The organism is Enhydrobacter sp. (assembly GCA_025808875.1).
GTDB lineage: Bacteria > Pseudomonadota > Alphaproteobacteria > Reyranellales > Reyranellaceae > Reyranella.
In genome coordinates, this window is record CP075528.1 from 2,611,009 (window position 1) to 2,636,477 (window position 25,469).

Consider the following 25,469-nt stretch of genomic DNA (forward strand, 5'->3'; position numbering starts at 1 on the left):
CGTGTCTTTTGCCGGCAGGATAGCCCATTGGCCGACGCCTTGACTATAGGCCCTCGTCACACCGCGATCACCACCCCGTCGTGGCCCGGATCGGCGCCGCCATCGAGCCCGTCCTCGTGTACCCGGATGGCATGGACGGCCGCGAAGCCGAACGTATGCGGGCTGCGCGCGACGGGATAACCCATCGCACCCAGTTCCCGCTCGACGCGCCACTGGATGCGATTGGAGACGTCGATCGTGTCGGAGGTCGCCGAGAAACGCGGCGCGCTGACCGCCTCGACCATAGTCATGCCGAAATCGAGCGCGTTCAGGATGACGTGCAGGACGCCCATGGCGATCTGCGTCGCGCCCGGCGCACCGATGATGAGGTGCGGCCGGTCGCCCTGGAAGACGATCGACGGCACGACCGACGAGAAGCGCGCCTTGCCGGGCGCGATCGAGCCGGCGCGACCTGGCCGCGGATCGAACACACCCATGCAGCCGTTGTACATGAAGCCGAGCCCCGGCGTGACCACGCCCGACGGCATGCCAAGCGAGTGGGTCATGGTGAAGCAGTTGCCGTCGCGGTCGAGTACCGAGATGTGCGTGGTGTCCTTGGAGGCGGCGCCCGAATTGAAGCGTGGCACGCTCGCCTTCACCCCGCGCCTGATCTCGTCGGCCATGCCGGCCGCATAGGCCTTCGACGTAAGATGCGCGACCGGTACGTCGACGAAGGCGGGATCGCCGACATGGGCGTCCTTGTCGATGGTGGCGCGCTTCATCGCCTCGGCGACGATGCGCACATGCTCGGCCGTCCCATGCTCGAGCGCGCCGAGGTCGAAATGCTCGAGGATGTTCAGCATCTCGAGCAGCATGACGCCGCCGCCCGGCGGCTGGTTGGTCGAGACCCTGTAGCCGCGATAGTCGCCCCACAGCGGCGGATTGCGCCGGGTCTTCCAGGCCCGGAGGTCGTCGGCCGAGAGCAGCGCCTCGTTGCGCTTCATGTCCTCGGCGATCGCCGCCGCGATCTCGCCCGTGTAGAAGGCATCGGCGCCGCCGCGCGCGATGGCGCGCAGGGTCTGACCGTAGTCGCGATTGACGACCCGATCGCCGACCCGCTTGGGCGAACCGTCGGGACGGCAGTAGAGGTCACGCGCCGCCGGCGTGAAGCGCGTGCGCTCGTGGTTGGGCACGCGGCCGTAGAGACCCTCCTCCGACCACCAGAAATGGACATGCGGGCGCACCGTCCAGCCGTTCTCCGCCCAATGGATCGCCGGCTCGACGATGCGCGACCACGGCAGGCTGCCGTGCTCGCGATGGGCGTCGTGATACATCCTGAGATTTGCCGGCGCGCAGATCGACCGGTAGCCGATGTCGTTGATCCTGCCCCGGAGCACGAAGCCGTAGCCGTCGCGCGCTTCGCTCTCGATCAGGTTGGCCCACATGTCCGGCCGTGCTGCGAGCGGGGCCGGCGCGTGCGCGTCGATGTAGCCGTGGAACTTCCTGTCCGGCATGTAGATGCCGCACGAGCCGAAGCCCGCAATGCCGCACATCAGCGGGTCGACCACGCCCTGGACCAGCGCGCAGGCAATGCCGGCATCGACCGCGTTGCCGCCCTCGCACAGCATGTCGGCGCCAGCCTCCGCCGCCTCGGGCTGCGGCGCCACGATCATCGATTTCTTGCGGTAGCGCACTGGACGCTCCTCCTCGCGGTTTTCGCGCAACATGATCGTCGGGCGGCGGGCCGTCCATCCTGTCATCATCCTTGTCCGGCCGCCGCCGAGGCGTACCATGCCCGACGGAATTGCATCCGGAGGCGTTCGTGCAACTGAGCCCGCATTTCTCGCTCATCGAGTTCACCCATTCGAGCAAGGCGATTTCGATGGGCGTCAAGAACACACCGACGGCCGCGCACATGGTCAACTTGCGCAATCTCGCCGAGCGGATGGAGGCCGTCAGGGCCCTCTTCAACCGGCCGATCGAGATCACCAGCGGCTATCGAAACCCGGTGGTCAACGAAGCGGTGGGCGGCGTGCCGGACTCCGACCATGCGCTGGGACACGCCGCCGACTTCCACGTCGACAAGATCGCCGACCTCGACGCAGCCAAGGTGATCCGCGACAGCACGCTCAAGTACGACCAGCTGATCTACGAGAAGAACCGCTGCGTGCACATCAGCTTCCACCCCCGCATGCGGCGCCAGGTGCTTCGCCAGCCGGGCGGCCCGGGTTCGCCGGTCCATGTCGGGCTGGAACCCTAAGCTCCTCTCACTCCCAGCCGTTGCGCTTACGCACGATGGCACTCGCCGGCGCAAGTGCCAGTCCCTTGGCCTGCACGGTCGGCAACCATTCCATGAGGGCCTGCAAGGTCGCCTCGTGCGGATGGCCGATCGCGACGACGAAGCCTTGTCGCCGCGCCACCACCTCCGATTCGGCGAGCTTGCGGCGTACCGCTTCGATCGTGTCGTCGTCGTCGAGGAAGACGTGCCGCACGATCGAAGGCACACCGAGTTCATGCGCGAGCTGGTCACCTACGGATTGCGCCGTCGTGCGCGAATCGAGGAACATCAGCCCGCGGATCTTGAACTGCCGGAGCGCCGCCTCCATGCCGGGCCGATACGCCGTGAAGCGGCTGCCCATGTGATTGTTGACGCCGGCATATCCGTCGAACGAATCGAGGGCCGCGACGGTGCGTTGCCGGATCTCGGCCATCGACAGCGACACGAGCAGCGCCTGCGGGCCGGGATCGTTTCGCCCGTTCGGCTCCATCGGCAGATGAAGCATCAATTCGTGGCCGCGCGCCCGCGCCGCGCGCGCCTGCGTTGCGAGGTCCCTGGCGTAGGGCAGGAACGACATCGTCATCGGACCCGGCAGCTCCCAGGCGCGGCGCGAGCGCGGCCGGTCGAGGCCGATGTCGTCGATGACGATGGCAACCAACGGCGTGGCGGACGGAAGCCGGAATGGCACGGCGTGGCGTCGCCACGTTTCGTCCGCTGGCGCCGGTGCCAGCCGTATCGGCCGCGGCTTTTCCTCGACCGTCGGCCGCGACTTGCCGGGTTCGACCTCGGTGTATTTCGGCAGGTCGGGCAGATCGTCGATTCGCGCGTACTTGGGCTCGGGCGTCGCCGCGGGCTCGGTCGGCAGGAAGTGCTCGGCAACCCGGTAGCCGCCCAACAGGCTCGCGCCGAAAAGCAGCACGACCGCAGCGACCGCAGCGGGGATGCGCCGCGCGGCGAGCCAGGCACTGGCGCGCGCGTATTGCCGCCGCAGGCCCTCCGGACTCCTTCTGTTCGACTTCCTGCTTCTGTTCTTCCTAGACGCCATCTGAAATTTCAGTCTTAAGCACCTGACTTTGCGCCACTATTTTGCCTTAGTTCAGAAGGGCCGACAAAACATTCGTTACACATCGCCGAGTCGCTTCACCATGCGCACGTCGCCATTGCCGACACGGCCGGGCTCGCGCTTGAAGCCGAGTGCTTCGGCGAGGCCGAACATCTTCCGGTTCTCGCGCAGCACATGGCCGATCACGCGCTTGATGCCGCGCGTCTTCGCGTAAGCGAGCACATTGTCCATCAGCAGGCGGCCGTAGCCCCGGCCCTGACGGTCAGAAGCGACGATCAGCGCGAACTCGGCCTGTTCAAAACCCGGATCGGCGGCCAGCCGACCGACGCCGAGAAGTTCCTCGCCGTCGAGCAGCAAGAACGCCATCTCGCGATCGTAGTCGATCTGCGTCAGGCGCGCGGCCATCTCATGGCTGAGTTCGCGCAACGGCCCGAAGAATCTCAGGCGGATGTCCTCGGCCGAGAGGCGCCGCGTGAATGCCTGAAGCAGCGGCTCGTCCTGCGGCCGGATCGGACGGATACGCAGAGTCTCGCCGCGATGGACGAGCGCCGCCTCGAGTTCGCTCGGATAGGGCCGTATCGCAAAGCGCGCGGCCCTCTCCTGCTTGCTGGGCGGCCGCACCACGATGCGCGCGTCGAGTGCCACGACGCCCTTGTCGTCCACCAGCAGAGGATTGATGTCGAGCTCGGCGATCTCCTCGACGTCGGCGATGAGTTGCGACAGCCGCACCATGGCCTCTCCGACGGCGGCGCGTGCCGCCGGCGGCCGGTCGCGATAGCCGCGCAGCAGCCGGTCGATGCGCGTCCGACTCAGGGCGTCCTCGGCCAGCACCGGGTCGAGCGGCGGCAACGCCAGCGCCTTGTCGTCGACCACCTCGGCCGCCACGCCGCCGTGCCCGACCATCAGGATTGGCCCGAACACCTGATCCTCGGCAGCACCCAGAATGAGTTCGATGGCGTGTGGGCGCTTCACCATCGGCTGCACGACGAAGCCGTCGATCGCGGCCGCCGGCGCCAGCTCATGGGCCTTGCGACTCATGTCGCGCACGGCATCGAGCACGGCCTGCTCCGAATCGAGGTCTAGAGCCACGCCGCCAACGTCGGTTTTATGCGTGATTTGGCGCGACAGGATCTTGACCGCGACGGGAAAGCCGATGCGGACCGCGGCGGCGGCGGCCTCGGCCGCATCCAGAACGATCTCGGTCGGCACCGCGGGAATGCCGTAGGCCGTCAGTACGCGCTTGGCCTCGGGTTCGGTCAGGATGCTGCGTCCTTCATGCAGTGCGCCGTTGACGATCGAGTGGACCAGGCGCGTGTCGGAACGCGCTTCCGGGATCGATGGCGGCGTGCGCTGCAGCGCGCGCTGGCCGCGGCGGTATTGCACCAGATGCATGAAGCCGCGCACGGCGCGCAGCGGCGTGTCGAAGGCCGGCAACCCGGCCTCGTGCAGCACGCGCCGGCCAGCCTCGGCGTCGGGGCCGCCGATCCAGCAACCGATCACTGGCACCAGCTTGCGGCCGGACGACTGGGCAATGGCGCGAGCGGCCTCCTCGGGCGAAGCGAGCGCCGTCGGCACGTTCATGGCGAGCACCGCGCCCACGCCCCGATCGTCGGCCAGGGCATCGAGCGCCGCGGCGTAGCGCGCACCGTCGGCGTCGCCGACGATGTCGAGCGGGTTGGCGCGCGACCAGATCGGCGGCATCGCCTTGTCGAGGCGCGCGTAGGTCTCGGGCGCCAAGGTCGCGAGTTCGCCGCCCTCGTCGATCAGGGTGTCGGTCGCGATGATGCCGACACCGCCACCGTTGGTCAGGATGGCGAGGCTCTCGTTGCGCGGCGACATACCGTGCCCGAGCGTCTCGGCGGCATCGAAGAGTTCGCCCAGGCCCGTCACGCGCACCAGGCCGGCGCGGGCGAACGCCGCATCGTAGACCGCCGTCGACCCGGCCATCGAGCCGGTGTGCGATGCCGCCGCCTGCGCCGCGGCCGCGTGACGGCCGGCTTTTAGCACGATCACCGGCTTGAGCCTGGCGACGCCGCGTGCCGCCGACATGAACTTGCGCGCCTGCGTGATGCCTTCGACGTACATCAGGACGGCGCGTGTTTCGTGGTCGCCCGCCATGATATCGAGCATGTCGCCGAAATCGACGTCGGCCATGTCGCCCATCGAGACCAGGCGGGAGAAGCCGATGTTCTGCGCAGCGCCCCAGTCGGCCAGGCCCGCCAGCACCGCGCCCGACTGGGCGATGGCGGCGATGCGCCCGGCCCTCGGCCGGCCCGGCCCGAAGCTCGCGTTGAGCCCGATGCCCGGAGCGGCGTAGCCGATGCAGTTGGGGCCGACAATGCGCAGCAAATGGGGCTGCGCGGCACGCAGGAGCCGGTCGCGCCAAGCCTGGTTGGCCTTGCGCGCGTCCGCACCGGTGCCGGGCCCGGAGCTGACGATCACCGCAGCCTTGGTGCCGGCGAGGCCGAGTTCCTTGACGACGCCGGGCACGGTGTCGGCGGGCGTCATGATCACGGCGAGATCGGCGGGCTCGGGCAGCTCACTCAGGCTGCGCAGCACCTTGTGGCCCTCGATCTCCCCGCCCTTGGGATTGACCAGATGGATGGCGCCGCGGAAGCCGCCCCGCAGCAGGTTGCGTGTCACCGCGCGGCCGACCGTGCCCGGTCGCGCGCTTGCGCCGACCGCCACGACCGAGCGTGGCGCCATGAGCCCATCGAGGTTGCGTGTGGACATCGCTTCGTCAGATCATCGACAATCGAGGCGAAGGCATGACAGCGAACGTGCAGGCGAACAAGGACGAAGCCGTCGCAGTCGAGTTGCGGCTCGATCGGCTGGCGCGGCTCTACAACTCGCTCGATCCCTCGCCCTTCAAGGACAAGGAGCTCGACGCGGCCGCCGACGAATACATCGTCGGCTCGGCGCAGGAACTCGGTGGCCGGCCGATGCGACTGGTCGTGCTGCTTTCGGAACCCGAACTGAAGCTGGCCGACGCCGCCGACATCATCGCTTCGATCCGCGGCCACTTCCTCTGGCGCGCCCAGGTCGAGAGCCGGCGCTTGAGCTCGGAACTTAGACGCGGCCGGCGCAGCCTCGCGATCGGCCTCGTCTTCCTGGTGGTCTGCCTCGTCGTGCGCCAGTTGATCGGCACACCGGAGACAGGTCCGACGCATATCCTGCGCGAGGGCCTTCTGATCGTCGGCTGGGTGGCGATGTGGGGTCCCATCGAAATCTTCCTCTACGCGTGGTGGCCGATCGCCGGCCGGCGGCGCCTGTTCGAGCAGCTGGCACGGACCGACGTCGAGGTGCGGCCGCTCAAATGAGCTGCGGCCCGTTCATCAGGACGAGCCCCACCACGATGACCGCCGCCGCAGCGACCCGCCGCCGGCCGAACGGCTCGCCAAGCAGCAGCGTGCCAATCAGAGCCCCGAACAGTACCGACGTCTCGCGTAGGGCGGCGACATGGGCCATCGGTCCGAGAGCCAATGCGTAGATCGCGATGCCGTAGCCGACCGTGGCGATGGCGCCGCCGGCCGCACCGCGCCACCAATTCACCTTGAGATGGCTCCAGACGCTGCGCGGTCTCAATGTCAGCGCCAACACCAGGAGCCAAGGCCCTTCGACCACGCACAGCCAGGCGATGTAGGAGATGCGGTGCTCGAGCGTCGGACCCGCCGCACGCACGCCGAGCCCGTCGGCGACGATGTAGCCGGCGATGGTGAAGCCTGTGAGCACCGCGAAAAATGTCGCCAGCCCATGGCGTGCGCCGGGCCGGGGCACAGCGGCGCGCAGCGGCATCGCCAACGCGACCAGGCCGAGACTCAACAGCACGACGCCGGCGATGTCCTGCACCCGCAGGTGCTCGCCGATCATCCGGCCCGAGACCAGCGCCACGAGCAGCGGCCCGAGCCCGCGCGCGATCGGATAGGTGTGGCTGAGGTCGCCGTAGGAGTACGCCTTGAGCAGGCAGGCGTAGTAGGCGATGTGGATCAGAACCGAGGCGATCAGGAACTTCCATGCCGCCGGCTCGATCATGGGCACGAACGGCACAGTAGCCAAGCCCATCAGGGTGCCGGTCGTCATGATGACGCCGAAAGTCGCCAGCCGGTCCGACGAATCGGACTTCAGGATGGCGTTCCACGAAGCGTGCATGATGGCTGCCAGCAGCAGCAGCCCGACGATGAGGGGTTCGACGACCAATGGGCAGGACTTCTTGTTAACCGAAGTGTAACAGAAAAGCCCAACTCCGGTGACGGACGAGGGACGGTCAGGGCCGCTTCTTGCTATAGTTCCGGTAAGTCACGTTGATGCGCACATGGACCTTCTCTCCATCGACATCGACGTCCTCGTCGGCGCGAATCGAGAACGGCAGATAGTCGTCGCTGCCCGGCACTTCGCCGCGGATCACTTCGTAGCGCATGCGCGCGATGGGGAACCCCGGGCTGCGGCCGCAGGTTCGCACGATGCCCATGGTGCGGCCCCGCACCCAAGTCCTTCCCAGGAAGGCCCGCTCGCGGTCCACGCCATGGCGCGGCAGGATGTCGAACACGTGCAGCCGCACGTCGCCCATGGCCTGGCGCCCGGAATAGACGATGTCGCGGTCGGCCAGCTTGTCCATGGTCAGGGTGAACGGCAGCGTGTCGCGGAACGCCCAAACGTCGCTCTCGGAAAACTTGATCCGCTTCAACGTATTGATCGTCTCGCCCTCCAGCCTGTCCCGACGCGCACCCGTGTCGTCGAACTCCGAGAGCAGTGCTTGGCGGAACTCGCCGTCGACTTCGTCGCCCTTGAGGGTCTGGACCACGACCTCCAGCCGATAGCCGAACGTCGCGAAGGCCCGTGAGAGCGCCGTTTCCTTGGCGGCGATCTCGCTGATGAAGTCCTGCGCCGTGAGCCGCGAGTCGGCGGTGGCGTCGAGCGCTCCGAGGCCTTCGTTGCAATCGACCCGCCCCTCTGCCGGCAACGCGGCGAACACCAGCGCCGACGTCAGCACGGCGAGGCACGCACGGGAGTTTGTTCTCATGCTCATTTGGCCTACATTACCGCCGACACGAGGGACAAGTCGAACGTGCTGCTTCTCATCGATAACTACGACAGCTTCACCTACAACCTCGTCCATTTTCTGGGCGATCTCGGGGCGCGCTGCGCCGTACATCGGAACGACCAGATCACGGTCGATGCCGCGCTCGCCTCGAAGCCGGATGCGATCGTGCTGTCGCCCGGTCCGTGCACGCCCAACGAGGCCGGCATCTGCATGGACCTCATTCAAGCGGCGGCACGCGAACAGGTGCCGCTGCTCGGCGTCTGCCTCGGCCATCAGGCCATCGGTCAGGTGTTCGGCGGCAAGGTCGTGCGCGCGCCCACGCCCATGCACGGCAAGCTCTCGGGCGTCCAGCACAAGGGGCAAGGCGTGTTCGAGGACGTGCCCTCGCCGTTCGACGCCACCCGCTACCACTCGCTGGTGGTCGACCGCGGCGGTTTCCCGAAGGAACTGGAAGTGGTCGCCGAAACCGGCGACATCATCATGGGCCTGCGCCACCGGACCCTGCCGATCCATGGCGTGCAGTTTCATCCGGAGAGCATCGCCTCCCAGCATGGCCACAAGATTCTCGAGAATTTCCTCAAGATCGCCGGCGCCCACCCGGGCCAACAGAGTCGCAAGGCGGCCTGAAGTCTTTACTTACTTTCAGTAACTACCCTTGGGGTTAGGGTACGACGCCGAATCCGGCGCGCTGGATGGCGCGCGTAATGGCGGGTAGGTCGGCGCCTTCGGGCAGCCGCATCTCGCCGCTCTTTAGATCGATCGAGAGCGGCGCGGTACCTGCGCCCGTCGCGGCGCGGGTGACGGCCTTGACGCAGCCGTCGCAATCCATGCCGGTGACCTTGAGAATGATGTCCTGAGCCATGTGATATAGCTACGCGCCCTGCCGGCCGGCCGGCAAGGGTCTTTACGTGACGGAGTGCGGGTGAGCGGCGACATCGAAGATTTCCGCGGCCTCCTGGCCAAGGTGGGCAACGGGCAGAGCCTCGGCATCGACGAGGCCGAGCGGGCGTTCGACATCATGACGTCGGGCGACGCCACGCCGGCCCAGATGGGCGCCTTCCTGATGGGTCTGAAGGTACGCGGCGAAACCGCCGAGGAACTGGCGGGCGGCGCCCGCGTCCTGCGCGCCAAGGTCCAGCGCGTGCACGCGCCCGAGGGCGCCATCGACATCGTCGGCACCGGCGGCGACCATCACGGCACCTACAACGTCTCGTCGTGCTCGGCGCTCGTCGTCGCCGGGGCCGGCGTGCCCGTCGCCAAGCACGGCAATCGCGCCTTCACCTCCAAGTCGGGCTCGGCCGACGTGCTGGCCGCACTCGGCATCGGTCTCGAGCTGCCGATCGAGACACTGGAGAAGGCCCTGGTCGAGGCCGGCGTGTGCTTCCTGATGGCACCGCGCCATCACAGCGCCATGCGCAACGTCGCCGGTCCACGCGTCGAGCTCGCCCCGTCACGCACGATCTTCAACCTCCTGGGGCCGATGTCGAATCCGGCGCTGGTCAAGCGCCAGCTGGTCGGTGTCTTCGACCGCCGTTGGCTGAAGCCGGTGGCGCAGGCACTCGGCCAGCTCGGTCTCGAACGTGCCCTGGTCGTGCATGGCCAGGACGGCATGGACGAACTGACGACGACGACGAAGAGCTGGGCGGCCTCACTGGAAAACGGCACGGTGAGCGAGATTGAGATCGCTCCGGAGGATGCTGGCGTGCCCCGCGCCACGCTCGGCGCCCTGAAAGGCGCCGACGCCGCGCACAACGCCGACGCGATCCTTAAGGTGCTGGGCGGCGAGAAAAACGCCTTTCGCGACATCGTCCTGCTCAACAGCGGCGCGGCCCTCATGGTCGCCGGCCAGGCGAAGGATGTCGGTGAAGGCGCCAGGCTCGCCGCCGAATCGATCGACAGCGGCAAGGCGATGTCGGCACTGACGAAGCTCAAGAAGGTGTGCGCATGAGCGATACGCTGGCCCGTATCACGGCGGACACGGCAAGACACGTCGCTGCCTGCAAGGCCCGGCGGCCGGTCGTCGAGGTCGAGGCCGCGGCGAGGGCCGCCGACGCGCCGCGCGGTTTCGCCCGGGCGTTGAAGGCGGCGATCGCCGGCGGACACTACGGCCTGATCGCCGAGATCAAGAAGGCATCGCCCAGCAAGGGCCTGATCCGACCGGACTTCGACCCGCCCTCCCTCGCCCGGGCCTATGAACGCGGGGGGGCGACATGCCTGTCGGTGCTGACCGACGAGCCCTATTTCCAGGGCAGGGATGAGTTCCTCGTGCAGGCGCGCGCCGCGACGAGGCTGCCGGTGCTGCGCAAGGACTTCATGATCGATCCCTACCAGATCGTCGAGGCGCGCGCGCTCGGCGCCGATTGCGTGCTTCTGATCATGGCCTGCCTCGACGACGCCGTTGCGGCTGAACTCGCGCGGCTTGCGCACCGTTGGGGCATGGACGTGCTCGTCGAGGTGCACGACGCACCAGAACTCGAGCGCGCGCTGAAGATCGAAAGCGATCTCGTGGGCGTCAACAATCGCAACCTCAAGACCCTGTCCGTCGATCTGGCGACGACAGAACAGCTCGCTCCGGGTGTGCCGAAGGATCGCGTGCTCGTGGCCGAAAGCGGCCTCGGCACCGCCGCCGACCTCGAACGCATGGCCAGGGTCGGCGCCTCGGCGTTCCTGATCGGCGAGAGCTTCATGCGCCAACCCGACGTCGAAAGCGCCGTGCGCACCCTCCTGACCAGGAAGGCAGAATGAGCAAGGACCTCACCCACTTCGACGCCGGCGGCAATGCCCGCATGGTCGATGTCGGCGGCAAGGAGGAAACCGAGCGCGTGGCCGTTGCCCGCGCCAGCGTCACCATGCAGCCGGCCACGCTGGCGCTGATCCGTGACCGCAAGGCCGCCAAGGGCGACGTGCTGGTGGTCGCCCAATTGGCCGGCATTACCGCCGCCAAGAGGACCTCGGACCTCATTCCGCTCTGCCATCCGCTGGCGTTGTCGTCGGTCGACGTGAAGCTCGCGCTCGCCCCCGAGCGAAACGCCGTCGACATCGAGGCCACCTGCAAGATCAAGGGCCGCACCGGCGTTGAAATGGAAGCGCTGACGGCGGCGTCCGTCGCCGCCCTCACCGTCTACGACATGTGCAAGGCCGTCGACCGCGGCATGGTGATCGCCGACGTGAAGCTCATTCACAAGTCGGGCGGCAAGTCGGGGACGTTCAATGCCTCCTGACCTGTTGTCGGTCCGCGACGCGCATGCGCGCGTGATCGCCGCCTTCTCGCCGTTGCCGGCCGAGATGGTTTCGGTCGCCGATGCCGCCGGACGCGCGCTCGCTGCGGCGCCGGCCGCGCGACTGGCGCAGCCGCCGGCCGATCTCTCGGCGATGGACGGCTATGCCGTACGAGCCGAGGACGTGCCGGCCGCTCCCACGACGCTGAAATTGGTCGGACAGGCACCCGCGGGGGGATCCTATGACCACGCCCTGCAACACGGCGAAACCGTGCGCATCTTCACCGGCGGACCGTTGCCGATGGGCGCCGATTCGATCGTCATCCAGGAAGACACCGCGGCGGATGGCGACAAGATCACGATCCTCGAGGCACCACGCATCGGCCGCCACATCCGCAAGGCCGGGCTCGACTTCGCCGCCGGCGACCGGCCCCTGAAACCCGGCCGTCGCCTCACGACGCGCGATGTCGCCCTGGCCGCGGCGATGAACGCGCCGTGGCTCCAGGTGCATCGCAAGCCGCGCGTCGCCATCCTCTCGACCGGCGACGAACTGGTGATGCCGGGTGAAGCGGTCGGCCGAAACCAGATCGTCTCGTCTTCGGGCATCGCCGTCGCCGCACTGGTGCGCGCCTGGGGCGGCGAGCCGACCCTGTTCGACATCGTGCGCGACGACGCAGCGTCAATTCGCGACCGCATCATCGCCGGAGCGCAGCACGACCTGCTCATCACCTTGGGCGGCGCCTCCGTCGGCGACCACGACCTCGTGCAGGAATCACTCGAGGCTCTCGGCTTCGCCATGGATTTCTGGCGCATCGCCATGCGGCCGGGGAAGCCGTTGATGTTCGCCGCCAGGGAGCGCGCCCGCGTGCTCGGGCTGCCCGGCAATCCCGTGTCGACCATGGTCTGCGCGCTGCTCTTCGTGAGGCCGGCGCTGGAAAGGATGCTGGGACAGGCGGGCGACCTGCCGCCGACGCGCCCGGCGCGCCTCGCGGTCGATCTCGACAAGAACGACACGCGCGAGGACTACGTGCGCTCGAGGCTGGTGCGCACGGGCGATGGCGAACTCGAGGTGGAGCCGCACAAGGTACAGGACAGCTCCATGCTGTCGGTGCTCGCCTGGGCCGACGCCCTGATGGTCCGGCCGCCGCACGATCCGCCGCGGCAGGCCGGCGACGTCGTGCGGGTGATCGACCTCGCGCAGCCCGACGGCGTCTTCTAGGACGGCGGCCATGGCAGCGGCGGCATACCGCGTGGTGAGAGCCGAAAGGCCCGCCCGCTCATGGCTGGTGATGCTGCATGGCGCCACCCAGCATTGCGGCCTGTTCGACACCCAGGAAGCCCACTTCCGACGCGACCGGCATCTCCTCCTTGTCGATCTGCCCGGCCATGGTCGGTCGTCGCACCTGCCGGGACCCTATGGCCTCGTCGAATACGCGACCAGTGTCTCTCGAGCGCTCGACGAAGCGGGTGTGGGCGATGCCCATTTCTGGGGCACGCACACCGGCGCCGCCGTGGGGCTGCTGCTGGCGGCCGAAACGCCGCGAAAGTTTCGCTCGCTCGTCCTCGAGGGCGCCGTGCTGCCGGGCCGCGCCATGCCCTATGTCGCAAGCGCCTTCGCGCGCGCCGTCGATGTCACCAAACGACACGGTGTCGAGGCCGCCAAGCGCGACTGGTTCGAGACGGCGGCTTTCTTCGACGCCATCCGCGCCGATCCCGTTGCCTGCCGTTCGGAGCAACACGCGCGACTGCTCGGCGACTTCGCTGGCGGGCCCTGGATCGACACCGCCGTTCCCGCCACCGTGCCCGACCTCACCGGCCGACTGGGGACGTTCCCGATGCCGACCCTGCTGGTCAACGGTGAGCACGACCTCACCGATTTCCTGGCGACCGCGGACTTTCTCGCCAGTGCGCTGCCCGAAGCGCGACGCGCGACGATCGCGACGGCAGGCGCCTTTCCTCTGTGGGAACGGCCGCAACTGGTGAATCCGCTGGTCGAAAGCTGGGTCAACCGGGTCGACGAAGCAGCCACGAAATAGCCGCCGGCCAGTCCGATTTTCGTTCTCCCTCGGCGGGTTCGATCCCCACTATCCTTGGGAAAACTTGACCTCGCGCCAGAACTAAACTAGAACATGTGCCGGGTTTCGGGATTTGTTCCGAAATCTGGTAGGCGTTTCGGGGAGAAGACGGTGCTAACCCGCAAGCAAAACGAACTGCTGCTGTTCATCAACAAGCGTCTCAATGATGGCGGCGTCTCGCCGTCGTTCGACGAGATGAAGGAGGCCCTTCGGCTGAAGTCGAAGTCCGGCATCCATCGCCTGATCACCGGCCTGGAGGAGCGTGGCTTCCTGCGCCGTCTGCCGCATCGAGCGCGCGCGCTGCAAGTCCTCAAGTTGCCCGAAGCGGCGGCCCTGCCGGCGGCCAACGTCACGCCCCTGCTCGATTCCCGGCGCGGAATGTCCGAATCGCGCGAAGGGTTCGTGCCCCAGGTCATCCGCGGCGAGCGCGTGCCGCTCGCCGGCGCCATCCAGGCGGCCAACGAGGCGCAGGCTCTCAGCCTGCCGCTCTACGGCCGCATCGCGGCAGGCACCCCGATCGAGGCGCTGCGCGACAACTCGACGACAGTCGACGTGCCTGTGTCGCTGCTCGGCTCGGGCGCGCACTATTGTCTGGAAGTGCAGGGCGATTCGATGATCGAGGCCGGCATCCATGACGGCGACATTGCCATCATCAAGAGCGCCGACACGGCCGATACGGGCGAAATCGTCGTGGCGTTGATCGACGACACCGAGGCGACCCTGAAGCGGTTGCGCCGCAAGGGCGCTTCGATCGCGCTCGAGCCCGCGAACCCGACCTACGAGACACGGATCTTCGGACCCGACCGGGTCAAGATTCAGGGACGGCTCGCCGGCCTGTATCGACGCTACAACTGATCCCGAAGCGCGACCGAAAAGTCGATAGCGGCGACAGTCTCAGGTGCCGGGCGCCTTCAGTGGTATCGCCCGACGGGAGGGACTGTTCGGCACCCACGGGCGATCGCCACGCTGCGCACTCGCCGTCTCGCGCCGAAGCCCCTGCTCGGTGAGCCAGATGGCCTGAGCGCCTTCGCGCCAGGCGTCGCGTCGGTCGAGGATCAACCGCGGTCCGTGGCATCGGCCATGCGCGTCGACCGTCGCCAGAACGATGTCGGCGGCGGCGCAGGCCTCGGCCAGGCGTCGTTGGTCGCTCACCATCGCCACCCGCCAGGGTCCCTTGCGCCAGCGGCACAGATCGGCCGACGTACACCCCAGGCCGCGTGTCCGCTCGTCGCCGGTGGCCAACCATTTTCGCGCCCCCTCCTGCCCCACACGGCGCGCCCAAGCGTCGGTGACGAAGCGGTCGCTTCGCGCCGAGACGATGTGCACGCCCTTGTCGTCATGCAGGCCCAGCACGCGACCGTCCTCGCTCATCAGCAGGTCGGGGGCCGGCCCCGATCCGAGCATCAATCCGGCGACGATGACCGGCACGCCGGCGAACCGCCAGCGACGACGCCACAGGCAAAGCCACAGCCCGCCCAAGGTGAACAGCCACAGGCTTGCTCCCGGCAGCGACGGCACCAGGTTCGCCGCGTGCGGCCAGGCCGAGACGCTCTTGGCAAGGCCGCCCAGCAGATCGATCCCCCACCCCATGGGTGCGAGCGCCACCGCTTCGAGTCCGAGCGGCATCAGGAGCATGGCCAGAAGACCGAACGGCATGATCCAGAACCCGGTGAGCGGCACGCCGACGAGATTCGCGGCGATGCCCAGCAGCGGCACACGATTGAAGTGATAGGCGGCGAAGGCGCCGGTCGCCGTCGAGGCGATCAGGGTGGTCAGCAGGGTCGCGCCCACGACCGCCATCAGCTTCCACAACCAGCGTCGACGAACGAGTTCGGTGCGCTCATGCAGCCGCCGCCGCCAGCCGCCGGTCACTTCCCAGGCGGCAATGAGGGCGATCACTGCGGAGAAAGACATCTGGAAGGACGCACCGGTCAGCGCCTCCGGGGTCACCGCGAGCACGATCACGGCCGCCCAGGCAACCAGGCGCAGCGACAGCGCCGTGCGGTCGAGCAGCACCGCCAGCAGGGCGAAGGCCGCCATCGTGCAGGCCCGTTGCGCCGATACGGGGGCGCCGGCAAGCGCGGTGTAGAAAAGCGCTGCCAGCAAACCCAGCACGGCGGCGATCTTCTTGGCATCGACGCGCAGCGCCAGCGGCGGGATCAGCGCAATGCCGTAGCGAACGAATCCCATGACCAGACCGAGCACGAAGACGATGTGCAGACCCGAAATGGCGAGGATGTGCGCCATGCCCGAATCGCGCATCGCCTGCACCACCTCCCGGTCGATCGCGCTCTGCTCACCCGTCAGCAGGGCGGCCGCCACGCCGCCCGCCGGTCCCGGCACGGCCTCGAGAATCCGCCGGGTGACCTCGGCGCGCAGCGCGCTCACGCTCCGGCGCAAGCCCTCGGCCTCGCCGCGCTCGATCACCGCCGCGGGTGCAAGGGCATATCCGACGGCGCCGAGTTGCTGGTACCAGGCGACGCGCTGGAAATCGAAGGCACCCGGCATGGCCGGCCCGGCCGGCGGCGACAGATTGGCCAGCACCAGCAGCCGGTCGCCAATGGCGATCGGCGGGCTCCCCCGAATCAGCGAGACACGGACCTTGGCCGGCGTCGCCTCGACCGGCGGCACGCCCCTGCCCTTGAGTCGGACCGACTCGAGGACGACGCGCACGCCGTCGGGCAGGCGCTGGATGTCGGCGATGCGCCCCTCGACATTGACGCTGAACAGCGGCCGGGCGAGCGTCGGCGCCGCCACTTCGGCAGTCCGCCACGTCATCAATGCAAAGCCGGCGGACGCCGCGAGCAGGCCGATGCTCAGCGCTCGCGCGTAGCTGCCGGCCGGCGTCAGGACGAGAACGGCCAGCGATCCGGCCATCAAGACGGGGCCAAGCCAGAGCGCGGGCTCGCTGGGCAGCTCGAAGTAGATCGCGATGCCGAGCCCGAGCGCCACCGGCAGCCAGAGCAGCCAACGGCCGCGCTCGGCGTCGAGCTGGCCGAGCACCCAGGCGCGCAATGCGATCGCGCTCACGGCGTTGTTTGACAGGCCGAGCACGCTCCCCTACCTACGGCGCGCTTTTCCAGCCGCCCTTCGGTTTCCTTCACGCCCTTCCCGCAAATGACTGTCGTCACCCGCTTCGCCCCCTCGCCGACCGGCTTCCTTCACATCGGCGGGGCCCGCACGGCGCTCTTCAACTGGTTGTTCTCCCGCCACCACGGCGGAAAGTTCCTGCTGCGTATCGAGGATACCGACCGCGCGCGTTCAACGCAGCCTGCAATCGACGCCATTCTGGACGGCCTGTCCTGGCTCGGTCTGCAGTGGGACGGCGACGTGACCTATCAGTTCTCGCGCGCGGCGCGGCATGCCGAGGTGGCGCGCCAGATGCTGGCGACCGGCAATGCCTACCATTGCTACGCCTCGCCGCAGGAGCTCGAGGAGATGCGCACGACACAGAAAGCCGCGGGCAAGCCGATGCGCTATGACGGGCGCTGGCGTGACCGCGATCCCCGAGACGCGCCGGCCGGCGTTGCTCCGGTCATCCGCCTCAAGGCACCGCAAAGCGGCCAAACCGTGATCCAGGACGCGGTGCAGGGCGAGGTGACGGTCGACAACGCGCAGCTCGACGACATGATCCTGCTGCGCGCCGACGGCACGCCGACCTACATGCTCGCCGTGGTGGTCGACGACCACGACATGGGGGTGACGCATGTGATTCGCGGCGACGACCACCTGAACAACGCCTTCCGCCAACTTCAGATTATCCGCGCCATGGGCTGGCCCGTCCCCGTCTACGCCCACATCCCGCTGATCCATGGACCGGACGGCGCCAAGCTCAGCAAACGCCACGGTGCCCTGGGCGTCGACGCCTATCGCGACATGGGATTCCTGCCCGCCGCGTTGCGTAACTACCTGCTGCGCCTCGGCTGGGGCCATGGCGACGACGAGATCATCTCGACCGAGCAGGCAATCCAGTGGTTCGACCTTGCAGGTGTCGGCCGCTCGGCGTCGCGTTTCGACCTGGCCAAGCTCACCAACCTCAATGCCCGCTACCTGCGCGAGACGCCCGATGACGAACTGGTGCCGCTCGTGCTGCCGCGCGTCGAGGCGAGGCTCGGCACGCCGGTCGATCCCGCCGGGCGCGAGCGGATCGTGCGCGGCCTCGACGGCGTAAAGCAGCGCTCGCGCACGCTCGTCGAGCTGGCCGACAATCTCGTCTTCTACGCCCGCACCGGCGCGCCACCGATCGCAGATGACAAAGCCCGTGCGCAACTTACCGCCGACGCGAAAGCCTTGCTCGCGCGGCTCGCTCCGGCCCTCGAGGCCGAGGCCTCCCGCTGGAACGAGAAGCAGATCGAGGAGGCGGTTCGCCGCTTCGCCGAGGACCAGGGCGCCAAGCTCGGCCAGGTCGCCCAGCCGCTGCGCGTGGCGTTGACCGGCTCGACCGTCTCGCCCGGCATCTTCGAGGTGCTGGCGATTCTGGGCCCCGACGAAAGCCGCCGCAGATTGCTCGCCGCCGGCGGATAGAACGACCGGCGTTCGACGCGGCATCCATTGCCGCATGGTCGCTCGCGTCTGGATCTGGCTGGTATCGCTTTCCGTCCTGTGGGGCGGCTCATTCTTCTTCGCCAAGGTGGCTCTCGCCGAACTCGCGCCGCTCACCGTGGTGTTCGGCCGCGTGGCATTGGCGGCGATCGCCTTGCAGCTCGCCCGACTGTTGCTGCGGGAAGTCGGCCCACGCGCCGCACCGTGGCGTGCATTCCTCGCCATGGGATTGCTGAACAACGTGATTCCCTTCGCCCTGATCTTCTGGGGCCAGACCCATATTGCGGCCGGGCTCGCCTCGATCCTCAACGCGACGACGCCGCTCTTCACGCTCGTCGTGGCGCATCTGCTGACGCATGACGAAAAGATGAACGTCCGCAAGACCGTTGCCGCTCTCGCTGGCCTGCTCGGTGTCGCCATGCTGATCGGCCCCGACGCGCTGGCCGGTGCCGTCGCCGATGTCTGGGGCCAGATCGCCTGCCTGGCCGCCGCCCTGTCCTATGCATTCGCCGGCGTCTACGGCCGCCGCTTCGCGGCGATGGGCGTGCCGCCCCTCGATGTCGCCGCCGGTCAGGTCACGGCAAGCGCCATGTTGATTCTGCCGATCATGCTGCTGGTCGACCAACCCTGGACTCTGCCCGTCGTTCCGACCGCGGCGACACTCTCGGCGCTCGCGGCACTTGCGTTGTTGTCGACGGCACTCGCCTACCTGCTCTACTTCCACATCCTCGCCGAGGCGGGCGCGACCCGGCTGCTGCTGGTGACGTTCCTGATCCCGGTAACGGCGATCCTGCTGGGCTGGCTCGTGCTCGGCGAACGGCTGGAGCCGCGCCACGGCGCCGGCATGACCCTGATCGGCGGCGGCATGGTCCTCGTCGGCAGCCGTTCGTCGGGCCGCCGGCCGCCCGCGAAATAGCGGTCGGGCGCCACAATTGCGCCTGCGGGACGGGCTTGTTAGGTTGCCGCCGAACCTGGCCGGACGGCCATTCCGCTTGGCATCCCGCCCCCGCACCATCGAGCCTGACGAGTTCCCAATGGCCAAATCGACCGCCACGCTGACCGACAACGAAACGGGCAAGTCCTACGAATTTCCCATCATTCACGGCTCGATCGGCCCGCGTCTGGTCGACATCCGCAAACTCTACGGCCAGTCCGGGATGTTCACTTACGATCCCGGGTTCACCTCGACCGGCTCGTGCGGCTCGAAGATCACCTATATCGACGGCGACGAAGGCGTGCTGCTGTACCGCGGCTACAACATCGCCGAGCTCGCCGAGCAGAGCGACTTCATGGAGGTCTGCTACCTCCTGATGAAGGGCGACCTGCCGAACAAGGCGCAGAAGGAGAAATTCGTCCGCGACATCACCATGCACACCATGGTGCACGAGCAGCTCAGCCAGTTCTATCGCGGCTTCCGGCGCGACGCCCATCCGATGGCGGTGTGCTGCGGCGTCGTCGGCGCACTGTCGGCATTCTATCACGACTCGCTCGACATCAACGACCCGCACCAGCGGATGGTGGCCTCGTATCGCCTGGTCGCCAAGATGCCGACCATCGCCGCCATGGCTTTCAAGTACTCCGTCGGCCAACCGTTCGTCTATCCGCGCAACGACCTTTCCTACTCGGCCAACTTCCTGCGCATGATGTTCTCGGTCCCGGCCGAGGAGTACGAGGTCAATCCGGTGCTCGAGAAGGCGATGGACCGCATCCTGATGCTCCATGCCGACCACGAGCAGAACGCTTCGACCTCGACGGTCCGGCTCGCCGGCTCGTCGGGCGCCAACCCGTTCGCCTGCATCGCCGCCGGCATCGCCTCGCTGTGGGGCCCGAGCCATGGCGGCGCCAACGAAGCCGTCATCAACATGCTGAACGAGATCGGCGGCAAGCAGAACATCCCGGGCTTCCTGAGCCGCGTGAAGGACAAGCAGGATCACACCCGCCTGATGGGCTTCGGCCATCGCGTCTACAAGAACTACGACCCGCGCGCCAAGGTGATGCGACAGACCTGCCATGAGGTGCTGACCTCGCTCGGCATCACCCACGATCCGCTGCTCGAGTTGGCCATGGAAATGGAACAGATCGCGCTCAAGGACGACTATTTCGTCTCCAAGAAGCTCTATCCGAACGTCGATTTCTACTCCGGCATCATTTTCCGGGCGATCGGCATCCCGACCTCCATGTTCACCGTTCTATTCGCGGTCGCCCGCACGGTCGGCTGGATTTCGCAGTGGAACGAGATGATCGAGGACCCGGACCAGAAGATCGGCCGCCCCCGGCAGCTCTACAACGGTCAGACGGAACGGCCCTACAAGCCGCTGCACCTCAGGGGATAGGGCGGCGCGCTCGGCAGAAACGGCAGGAACATGGCACGCTCCTCGTCGCGCGGATCGCATCGAATGTCGACCTCGGCGGTGTCGCTCAGGCGGAAGCCGATGCCGCGCGTCGTACGGCTGGGGCGCCCGGCCAACGACAATTTCCGCGGTCCCGGGCGGCGTGCCCGGATGGTGCTCGGCGCGGTGACGCTGGGTTTGCTCGTCTTGCTCGCCTACGGAACGCTGGCGCCGTAGGCGCCTATTTCCGCTCGATCAGCTCGATCTTGTAGCCGTCGGGATCTTCGACGAAGGCGATCACGGTGGTGCCGAACTTCACCGGCCCCGGCGCTCGCGTCACCTTGCCCCCGGCCTTGGTTACATGCTCGCACATGCCGTAGACATCGGGCACGCCCACGGCGAGGTGACCGAAGCCGGTGCCGAGCTCGTACGGCTTCTCCTGGTCCCAATTGTGGGTCAGCTCGACGACGCAGTGCTCCTTCTCGTCGCCGTAGCCGACAAAGGCGAGGCTGTACTTGCCTTCCGGCACGTCGCGCTTGCGCAGCAGCGTCATGCCCATGGGGCCAGTGTAGAAGGCCAAGGACTTCTCGAGATCCCGCACCCGAATCATGGTGTGAAGCATGCGGTAGTTGGCGGCTGTATCGGGCATCTTCCCTTCCCTACCTGTCGCGGATCATGGCGGCAAAGGTCGCCTCGGCGGCGATTTTGCCTTCGACGATCGCCTTGCCGAAGAACTTCCAGACATTGGCGCGGCTCTGCACCTTCTCCACGTGCAATTCGAGACGGTCACCCGGAACCACCGGCCGGCGGAAGCGGACGCCATCGATCGACATGAAATAGACCAGCTTCCCCTCCGATTCGGCGCCGAAAGTGGCAACCACCAGGACGGCAGCGGTCTGTGCCATGGCCTCGACGATCAGGACGCCGGGCATGACGGGTTCGGACGGAAAATGCCCCTGGAAGAACGGCTCGTTGATGCTGACGTTCTTGATGCCGATGGCGCTGTGGTCGAGGCGCATCTCGATCACGCGATCGACCATCAGCATCGGATAGCGATGCGGGATCATCTGCAGGATGCGCCTGATATCGACCGCGCTCGCGGTCGCCATGCTGGTCTTGTCGGTTTGGATGTTCATTCCAGCGCCATCCCGTCAGAAGCGCGTGCCGAAGCTGAAGCGGATATTCTCGGTCTTGTCCCAGGGTTCCTTCACCACCGGGATGGCGTAGTCTACACGGATCGGCCCGAACGGCGATATCCATTGTACGCCAATGCCCGTCCCCACCCGCATGGTCTGGCTGTCGAGAACGTTGGCCGTGGTCTCCACCGCGCCCCATAGCGAGCCGATGTCGATGAAGGCCTTGCCGAGGAGGGGAATTTCCTTGGGCAAGCCGAGAGGGAAGCTCAATTCAGTCGTGCCCGTGTAATAGTACTTGCCGCCGAGCGAATCCGTGGTGAATGCGTCGCGCGGGCCGATGCCGCCCACCCGGAAGCCGCGCAACGAGTCGCCGCCGATGAAAAAGCGATTGTTCAATCTGAGTATGGAGTTGTTATACGGGTCGATCCAACCCACCGAGCCGCCGATCGACGCCACGAAGTCGTCGATGATGGAGTAGTAATACACGGCATCGGCGTTGGCACGCAGATAGTACTCCGTGCCGCCGAGGCCGCCGAGTGCAAGGCTCTTGCGCAGCAGCCAGCCTTTGGTCGGGTTGAGCCGCTGGTCGCGCGTATCCCAGGCGACCGTTTCGGAAATCTCCGAGACCACCGACGTGCCGGATTGAGATTGCACGATCGGCGAGGCCCAGGGCTGTACGTTGTAGATCTCGGTCCGGCGCAGCGTGTACCGCACGATCTGCCGCGTATGTTCGGTATAGGCCCACCCCGAGCGCAAGGCGAAGCCCAGGCTCTTGTCGCTGTACGAGGCGATGTTCTGGCGGTCGTTCGATGTGTGGAAGATGTCGAACCCCGCCGCCACGTTGCGGTCGAGAAAGTAGGGCTCGGTGAAACTGAGATCGATCAGGGTGCTCAGGGTGCCGAGCGACACGCCGAGCCGAAGATCCTGGCCCTTGCCCAGCAGGTTGCGCTCGCGGATCGAGATGTCGCCCAAGATGCCGGCCGTCGTCGAGAAGCCCGCACCGAAGGAGATTTCGCCGGTGCTCTGCTCGACGACCTGGACCTCGAGGATCGTCTTGTCCTGCGCAGACCCGGGCGCGGCCGAGATGTCTACCTTCTCGAAAAAGCCGAGATTTCTCAGGCGTTCCTGGCTGCGCCGGACCTTGGCGGTCGAGAAAGCGTCGCCTTCGGCGAGGCGGAATTCGCGCCGGATGACCCTGTCGAGCGTGCGCGTGTTGCCCTGGATGTTGATACGCTCGACATAGACACGCGGCCCCTCCTGGACGTCGAACATCACGTCGACCGTGAGGTCGTCCTTGTTGCGGTTGATACGGGGGCGCACGTCGACGAAGGCGTAACCCAGAGATCCCACGGCGTCGGCCATCGAAGTGACCGTGCTCTCGACCTCGTCGGCGTTGTACCAGTCGCCCTCGCGCATCGTCAGGTAGCTCTTGAGCGTGTCGACATCGAGGCCCTGAAAGCGGCTCGTCACGTCGACCTTGCCGAACCTGTAGCGGTCCCCTTCGCTGATCGTGAAGGTGATGAAGAACCCGTCGCGGTTCGGCGACAGTTCGGCCACCGCCGAGACGACCCGGAAATCGGCGTAACCCTCGGAGAGATAGAACTTGCGCAGGAGTTCGCGGTCGAGATTCAGCCGATCGGGATCGAAACGATCGTCTGACGAGAGGAAGCGATACCATGCGCTTTCGGTGGTCCGGATCCTGCCGCGCAGCGTGCCGTCGCCGAAATGCTCGTTGCCCACGAAGCTGATGCGCTTGATGCCGGTGACGTCGCCCTCGTCGATCTCGAATACGAGATCCACGCGCCCCTGCTCGAGCCGGATGATCTTCGGCTCGATCACGGCGTTGTATCGACCGCTGCGGCGGTAAATCGTCAGGAGGCGTTCGACGTCCGCCTGCACGCGGGCACGGGTGAACACCTGGCGCGCCTTCGACTGCACTTCGTCGCGCAGCTTGTCGTCGTCGATCTTGCGGTTCCCCTCGAAAGCGACCCGATTGATGATGGGGTTCTCGGTCAGCTTCACGATCAGGGTATTTCCCTGCATGTCGATGGCGACGTCCGAGAACAGGCCTGTCGAAAAAAGCGCCTTCAGCGAGCGGTCCGCCGCGGCAGGGTCGTAGGCGTCGCCTTCCTTGAGCTGCAGGTAGGACCGAATGGTCTCGACCTCGGAGCGCACGTTGCCCTGAATCTGGACGGAACTGATCACGCCTCCGGCGGCACCGCCCCGCTGGGCATGTGCCGGGGCGCCGAATGCCAGAACGACGGCAATCGCCAGAACGGCCCAACGAATGATCAAACCCACCCCCGACCCTGTCGTGAGCCGCCAACGCTCCCGTTCGAGAACGTCGTTTCATAAACCGGTGTCAGGGCCGTAGCCACCCCTTTTGTCCCCAAGATCACGCCGTCTTTCCCTCCCGTCAGCGCAGCAGCAGACGGATGTCGTTGAAGGTCGCCACCAGCGCCACACAGATCACCAGCGCGAACCCCACCTTCAGCCCGACTTCCTGAGCCTTGAGTCCCAGCGGCTTCCCACGCACCGCTTCGTACAGGTACATCGCCAGGTGACCGCCATCCAGCATCGGGACCGGCAGGAGGTTGAACACGCCGAGCACGACGGAGAGCGCGATCACCAGATTGAGGATGCCGATCCAGCCACTGTAGGACGCCTCGCCGGCCGCCTTGGCGATTCGGATCGGGCCGCCGAGTTCGTCGACCGGCCTCGTTGCCGTCAGGATCTGGGCCATTGACGTGTAGAACATCTGGGTCATCCCCCAGACGTGACGCACGCCGGCATACATCGCACCCAGAACGTCGTGACTGCGAAACTCGGTCACGCTGGCTGGACGGACGCGCAGTCGGCCGATCATCTTCTGCTTGCCCGTGCAATCGGTCACCCGGTCGGCTTCGGGTATCACCGTCGTGTCGTAGCGCCGCCCTTCCCGGTCGTACTTCACGACCACGGGGGTACCGGCCTTGTCGCCGATCAGCTCGGGAATGCGCGAGAAATACTCGACCGGCTTGCCGTCGATCTCGAGCAGCAGGTCGCCGACCTTCAGGCCCGCCGCCTGCCCCGGGCTGTTCGCCGTGAACCCGCCGACCACCGGGCGAACGAGCTGGTCGAGTCCCAGTTCGCCGAAGCGGATGGTGTTGTTGAAACGATCGGTGCGCTCGCAGAACTGCGGCACGATCTCGCCGCGCCGCAGTTGATTGCCGCGGCGGTACTCGACCGACATCGGGTGCGCCCAATAAAGGAACTGGGCGTCCTGGATGTCCTCGAAGCGATTGACCCGCTCGCCCGCCAGCCGCACGACGACATCTCCGGTGCGCAATCCGGCCCTTGCCGCCGGACTGTCGGATTGGACGGCAACCGTCGCCGGCGAATAAGGTTCACCCGCTATGTAGAACACTGCAGTCAGCAGAAGCACGGCGAACAGCAGGTTCGCCATCGGTCCGCCGAGCACGACGGCAGCGCGCGCATGCAGAGGCTGGGTGAAGAACGCACGTTTGCTCTGCTCGGTCGGCAGCCCGCCCTGCGCCGGCGTCGCGCTGGTCTCGTCGCTATCGCCCAGGAACTTGACGTAGCCGCCGAGGGGGATGACCGAGAATTTCCATCGCGTTCCCCGTCGATCCGTCCAGCCGAACAATTCGGGCCCGAAGCCGATCGAAAACACCTCGGCGTGGATGCCGAAGCGGCGCGCCACCCAATAGTGCCCGAACTCGTGAACGAAGACGAGCAACGTCAGGATCAGGATGAAGTACGGCAGATAGGTCGTGAACAGGCTGACGATGCTCTGCATATCCCACTACA

Annotated in this window: 23 protein-coding genes; 12 read left to right on the plus strand and 11 right to left on the minus strand. The window is 67.0% G+C overall.

Annotated elements, in window-relative coordinates; translation table 11 throughout:
- Positions 1 to 56 precede the first annotated feature (56 nt).
- Complete coding sequence (locus KIT25_12995; GenBank protein UYN97920.1) at positions 57 to 1,706, minus strand: gamma-glutamyltransferase family protein; 1,650 nt, start codon at positions 1,704 to 1,706, stop codon at positions 57 to 59.
- Between the two features lie 95 nt (positions 1,707 to 1,801).
- Between KIT25_12995 and KIT25_13000 the strand changes: the two genes are divergently transcribed.
- On the plus strand, positions 1,802 to 2,239 hold the full coding sequence (locus KIT25_13000) for a hypothetical protein (GenBank protein ID UYN92998.1): 438 nt from the start codon (positions 1,802 to 1,804) through the stop codon (positions 2,237 to 2,239).
- 7 nt (positions 2,240 to 2,246) lie between these two features.
- Here KIT25_13000 and KIT25_13005 read toward each other — a convergent pair whose 3' ends face one another.
- Together KIT25_13005 and KIT25_13010 are read right to left on the minus strand one after the other, a co-directional pair.
- Positions 2,247 to 3,302, minus strand: a complete 1,056-nt coding sequence (locus tag KIT25_13005; GenBank protein ID UYN92999.1) for a divergent polysaccharide deacetylase family protein — start codon at positions 3,300 to 3,302, stop codon at positions 2,247 to 2,249.
- Positions 3,303 to 3,377: 75 nt separating this feature from the next.
- Positions 3,378 to 6,053, minus strand: a complete 2,676-nt coding sequence (locus KIT25_13010) for a bifunctional acetate--CoA ligase family protein/GNAT family N-acetyltransferase (protein UYN93000.1) — start codon at positions 6,051 to 6,053, stop codon at positions 3,378 to 3,380.
- Positions 6,054 to 6,088: 35 nt separating this feature from the next.
- On the opposite strand from KIT25_13010, the gene KIT25_13015 reads away from it, so the two are divergent.
- Positions 6,089 to 6,640: a hypothetical protein gene (locus tag KIT25_13015; protein ID UYN93001.1), complete on the plus strand. Its 552-nt coding sequence runs from the start codon at positions 6,089 to 6,091 to the stop codon at positions 6,638 to 6,640.
- Here KIT25_13015 and KIT25_13020 read toward each other — a convergent pair.
- Together KIT25_13020 and KIT25_13025 are read right to left on the minus strand one after the other, a co-directional pair.
- Positions 6,633 to 7,517, minus strand: coding sequence for an EamA family transporter (locus tag KIT25_13020; protein ID UYN93002.1), 885 nt, complete (start codon positions 7,515 to 7,517; stop codon positions 6,633 to 6,635). The two genes, KIT25_13015 and KIT25_13020, sit on opposite strands and share 8 nt — an antisense overlap.
- A gap of 67 nt (positions 7,518 to 7,584) precedes the next feature.
- Positions 7,585 to 8,346 carry a hypothetical protein gene (locus KIT25_13025; GenBank protein UYN93003.1) on the minus strand — a complete coding sequence of 254 codons (762 nt, stop codon included), beginning with the start codon at positions 8,344 to 8,346 and terminating at the stop codon, positions 7,585 to 7,587.
- 39 nt (positions 8,347 to 8,385) lie between these two features.
- Between KIT25_13025 and KIT25_13030 the strand changes: the two genes are divergently transcribed.
- On the plus strand, positions 8,386 to 8,988 hold the full coding sequence (locus KIT25_13030; GenBank protein UYN97921.1) for an aminodeoxychorismate/anthranilate synthase component II: 603 nt from the start codon (positions 8,386 to 8,388) through the stop codon (positions 8,986 to 8,988).
- Positions 8,989 to 9,022: 34 nt separating this feature from the next.
- Here the strand turns inward: KIT25_13030 and KIT25_13035 are convergent, their stop codons facing one another.
- Positions 9,023 to 9,223 (minus strand): heavy-metal-associated domain-containing protein, encoded by a 201-nt coding sequence (locus tag KIT25_13035; GenBank protein UYN93004.1) that lies wholly within the window; start codon positions 9,221 to 9,223, stop codon positions 9,023 to 9,025.
- Positions 9,224 to 9,283: 60 nt separating this feature from the next.
- Between KIT25_13035 and trpD the strand changes: the two genes are divergently transcribed.
- From trpD to lexA, 6 genes are all read left to right on the plus strand, one after another.
- Complete coding sequence (gene trpD / locus KIT25_13040; protein ID UYN93005.1) at positions 9,284 to 10,309, plus strand: anthranilate phosphoribosyltransferase; 1,026 nt, start codon at positions 9,284 to 9,286, stop codon at positions 10,307 to 10,309.
- Positions 10,306 to 11,106, plus strand: coding sequence for an indole-3-glycerol phosphate synthase TrpC (gene trpC, locus KIT25_13045; protein UYN93006.1), 801 nt, complete (start codon positions 10,306 to 10,308; stop codon positions 11,104 to 11,106). The genes trpD and trpC overlap by 4 nt, the downstream gene beginning before the upstream one ends.
- Positions 11,103 to 11,582, plus strand: coding sequence for a cyclic pyranopterin monophosphate synthase MoaC (moaC, locus tag KIT25_13050; GenBank protein UYN93007.1), 480 nt, complete (start codon positions 11,103 to 11,105; stop codon positions 11,580 to 11,582). The genes trpC and moaC overlap by 4 nt, the downstream gene beginning before the upstream one ends.
- Position 11,583: 1 nt before the next feature.
- A complete protein-coding gene (locus KIT25_13055) occupies positions 11,584 to 12,798 on the plus strand; it encodes a molybdopterin molybdotransferase MoeA (protein UYN97922.1) in 1,215 nt (404 codons plus the stop codon).
- Between the two features lie 10 nt (positions 12,799 to 12,808).
- Entirely contained in the window at positions 12,809 to 13,615 is an 807-nt protein-coding gene (locus tag KIT25_13060; protein UYN93008.1) for an alpha/beta fold hydrolase, read from the plus strand.
- 150 nt (positions 13,616 to 13,765) lie between these two features.
- Positions 13,766 to 14,509, plus strand: a complete 744-nt coding sequence (gene lexA, locus KIT25_13065) for a transcriptional repressor LexA (protein UYN93009.1) — start codon at positions 13,766 to 13,768, stop codon at positions 14,507 to 14,509.
- 39 nt (positions 14,510 to 14,548) lie between these two features.
- Here lexA and KIT25_13070 read toward each other — a convergent pair whose 3' ends face one another.
- Positions 14,549 to 16,708: a ComEC family competence protein gene (locus tag KIT25_13070; GenBank protein ID UYN93010.1), complete on the minus strand. Its 2,160-nt coding sequence runs from the start codon at positions 16,706 to 16,708 to the stop codon at positions 14,549 to 14,551.
- Between the two features lie 63 nt (positions 16,709 to 16,771).
- On the opposite strand from KIT25_13070, the gene KIT25_13075 reads away from it, so the two are divergent.
- From KIT25_13075 to gltA, 3 genes are all read left to right on the plus strand, one after another.
- Positions 16,772 to 18,178, plus strand: a complete 1,407-nt coding sequence (locus tag KIT25_13075) for a glutamate--tRNA ligase (GenBank protein ID UYN93011.1) — start codon at positions 16,772 to 16,774, stop codon at positions 18,176 to 18,178.
- A gap of 34 nt (positions 18,179 to 18,212) precedes the next feature.
- Positions 18,213 to 19,112 carry a DMT family transporter gene (locus KIT25_13080; GenBank protein UYN93012.1) on the plus strand — a complete coding sequence of 300 codons (900 nt, stop codon included), beginning with the start codon at positions 18,213 to 18,215 and terminating at the stop codon, positions 19,110 to 19,112.
- 118 nt (positions 19,113 to 19,230) lie between these two features.
- Positions 19,231 to 20,529, plus strand: a complete 1,299-nt coding sequence (gltA, locus tag KIT25_13085; protein UYN93013.1) for a citrate (Si)-synthase — start codon at positions 19,231 to 19,233, stop codon at positions 20,527 to 20,529.
- A 238-nt stretch (positions 20,530 to 20,767) separates the two neighbouring features.
- On the opposite strand, the gene gloA is transcribed toward gltA, so the two are convergent.
- From gloA to rseP, 4 genes are all read right to left on the minus strand, one after another.
- Entirely contained in the window at positions 20,768 to 21,175 is a 408-nt protein-coding gene (gloA, locus tag KIT25_13090; GenBank protein UYN93014.1) for a lactoylglutathione lyase, read from the minus strand.
- 10 nt (positions 21,176 to 21,185) lie between these two features.
- Positions 21,186 to 21,662 (minus strand): 3-hydroxyacyl-ACP dehydratase FabZ, encoded by a 477-nt coding sequence (fabZ, locus tag KIT25_13095; GenBank protein ID UYN93015.1) that lies wholly within the window; start codon positions 21,660 to 21,662, stop codon positions 21,186 to 21,188.
- A gap of 15 nt (positions 21,663 to 21,677) precedes the next feature.
- A complete protein-coding gene (gene bamA / locus KIT25_13100; GenBank protein UYN93016.1) occupies positions 21,678 to 23,963 on the minus strand; it encodes an outer membrane protein assembly factor BamA in 2,286 nt (761 codons plus the stop codon).
- Between the two features lie 115 nt (positions 23,964 to 24,078).
- Complete coding sequence (gene rseP / locus KIT25_13105) at positions 24,079 to 25,458, minus strand: RIP metalloprotease RseP (GenBank protein UYN93017.1); 1,380 nt, start codon at positions 25,456 to 25,458, stop codon at positions 24,079 to 24,081.
- Between the last annotated feature and the right edge of the window lie 11 nt (positions 25,459 to 25,469).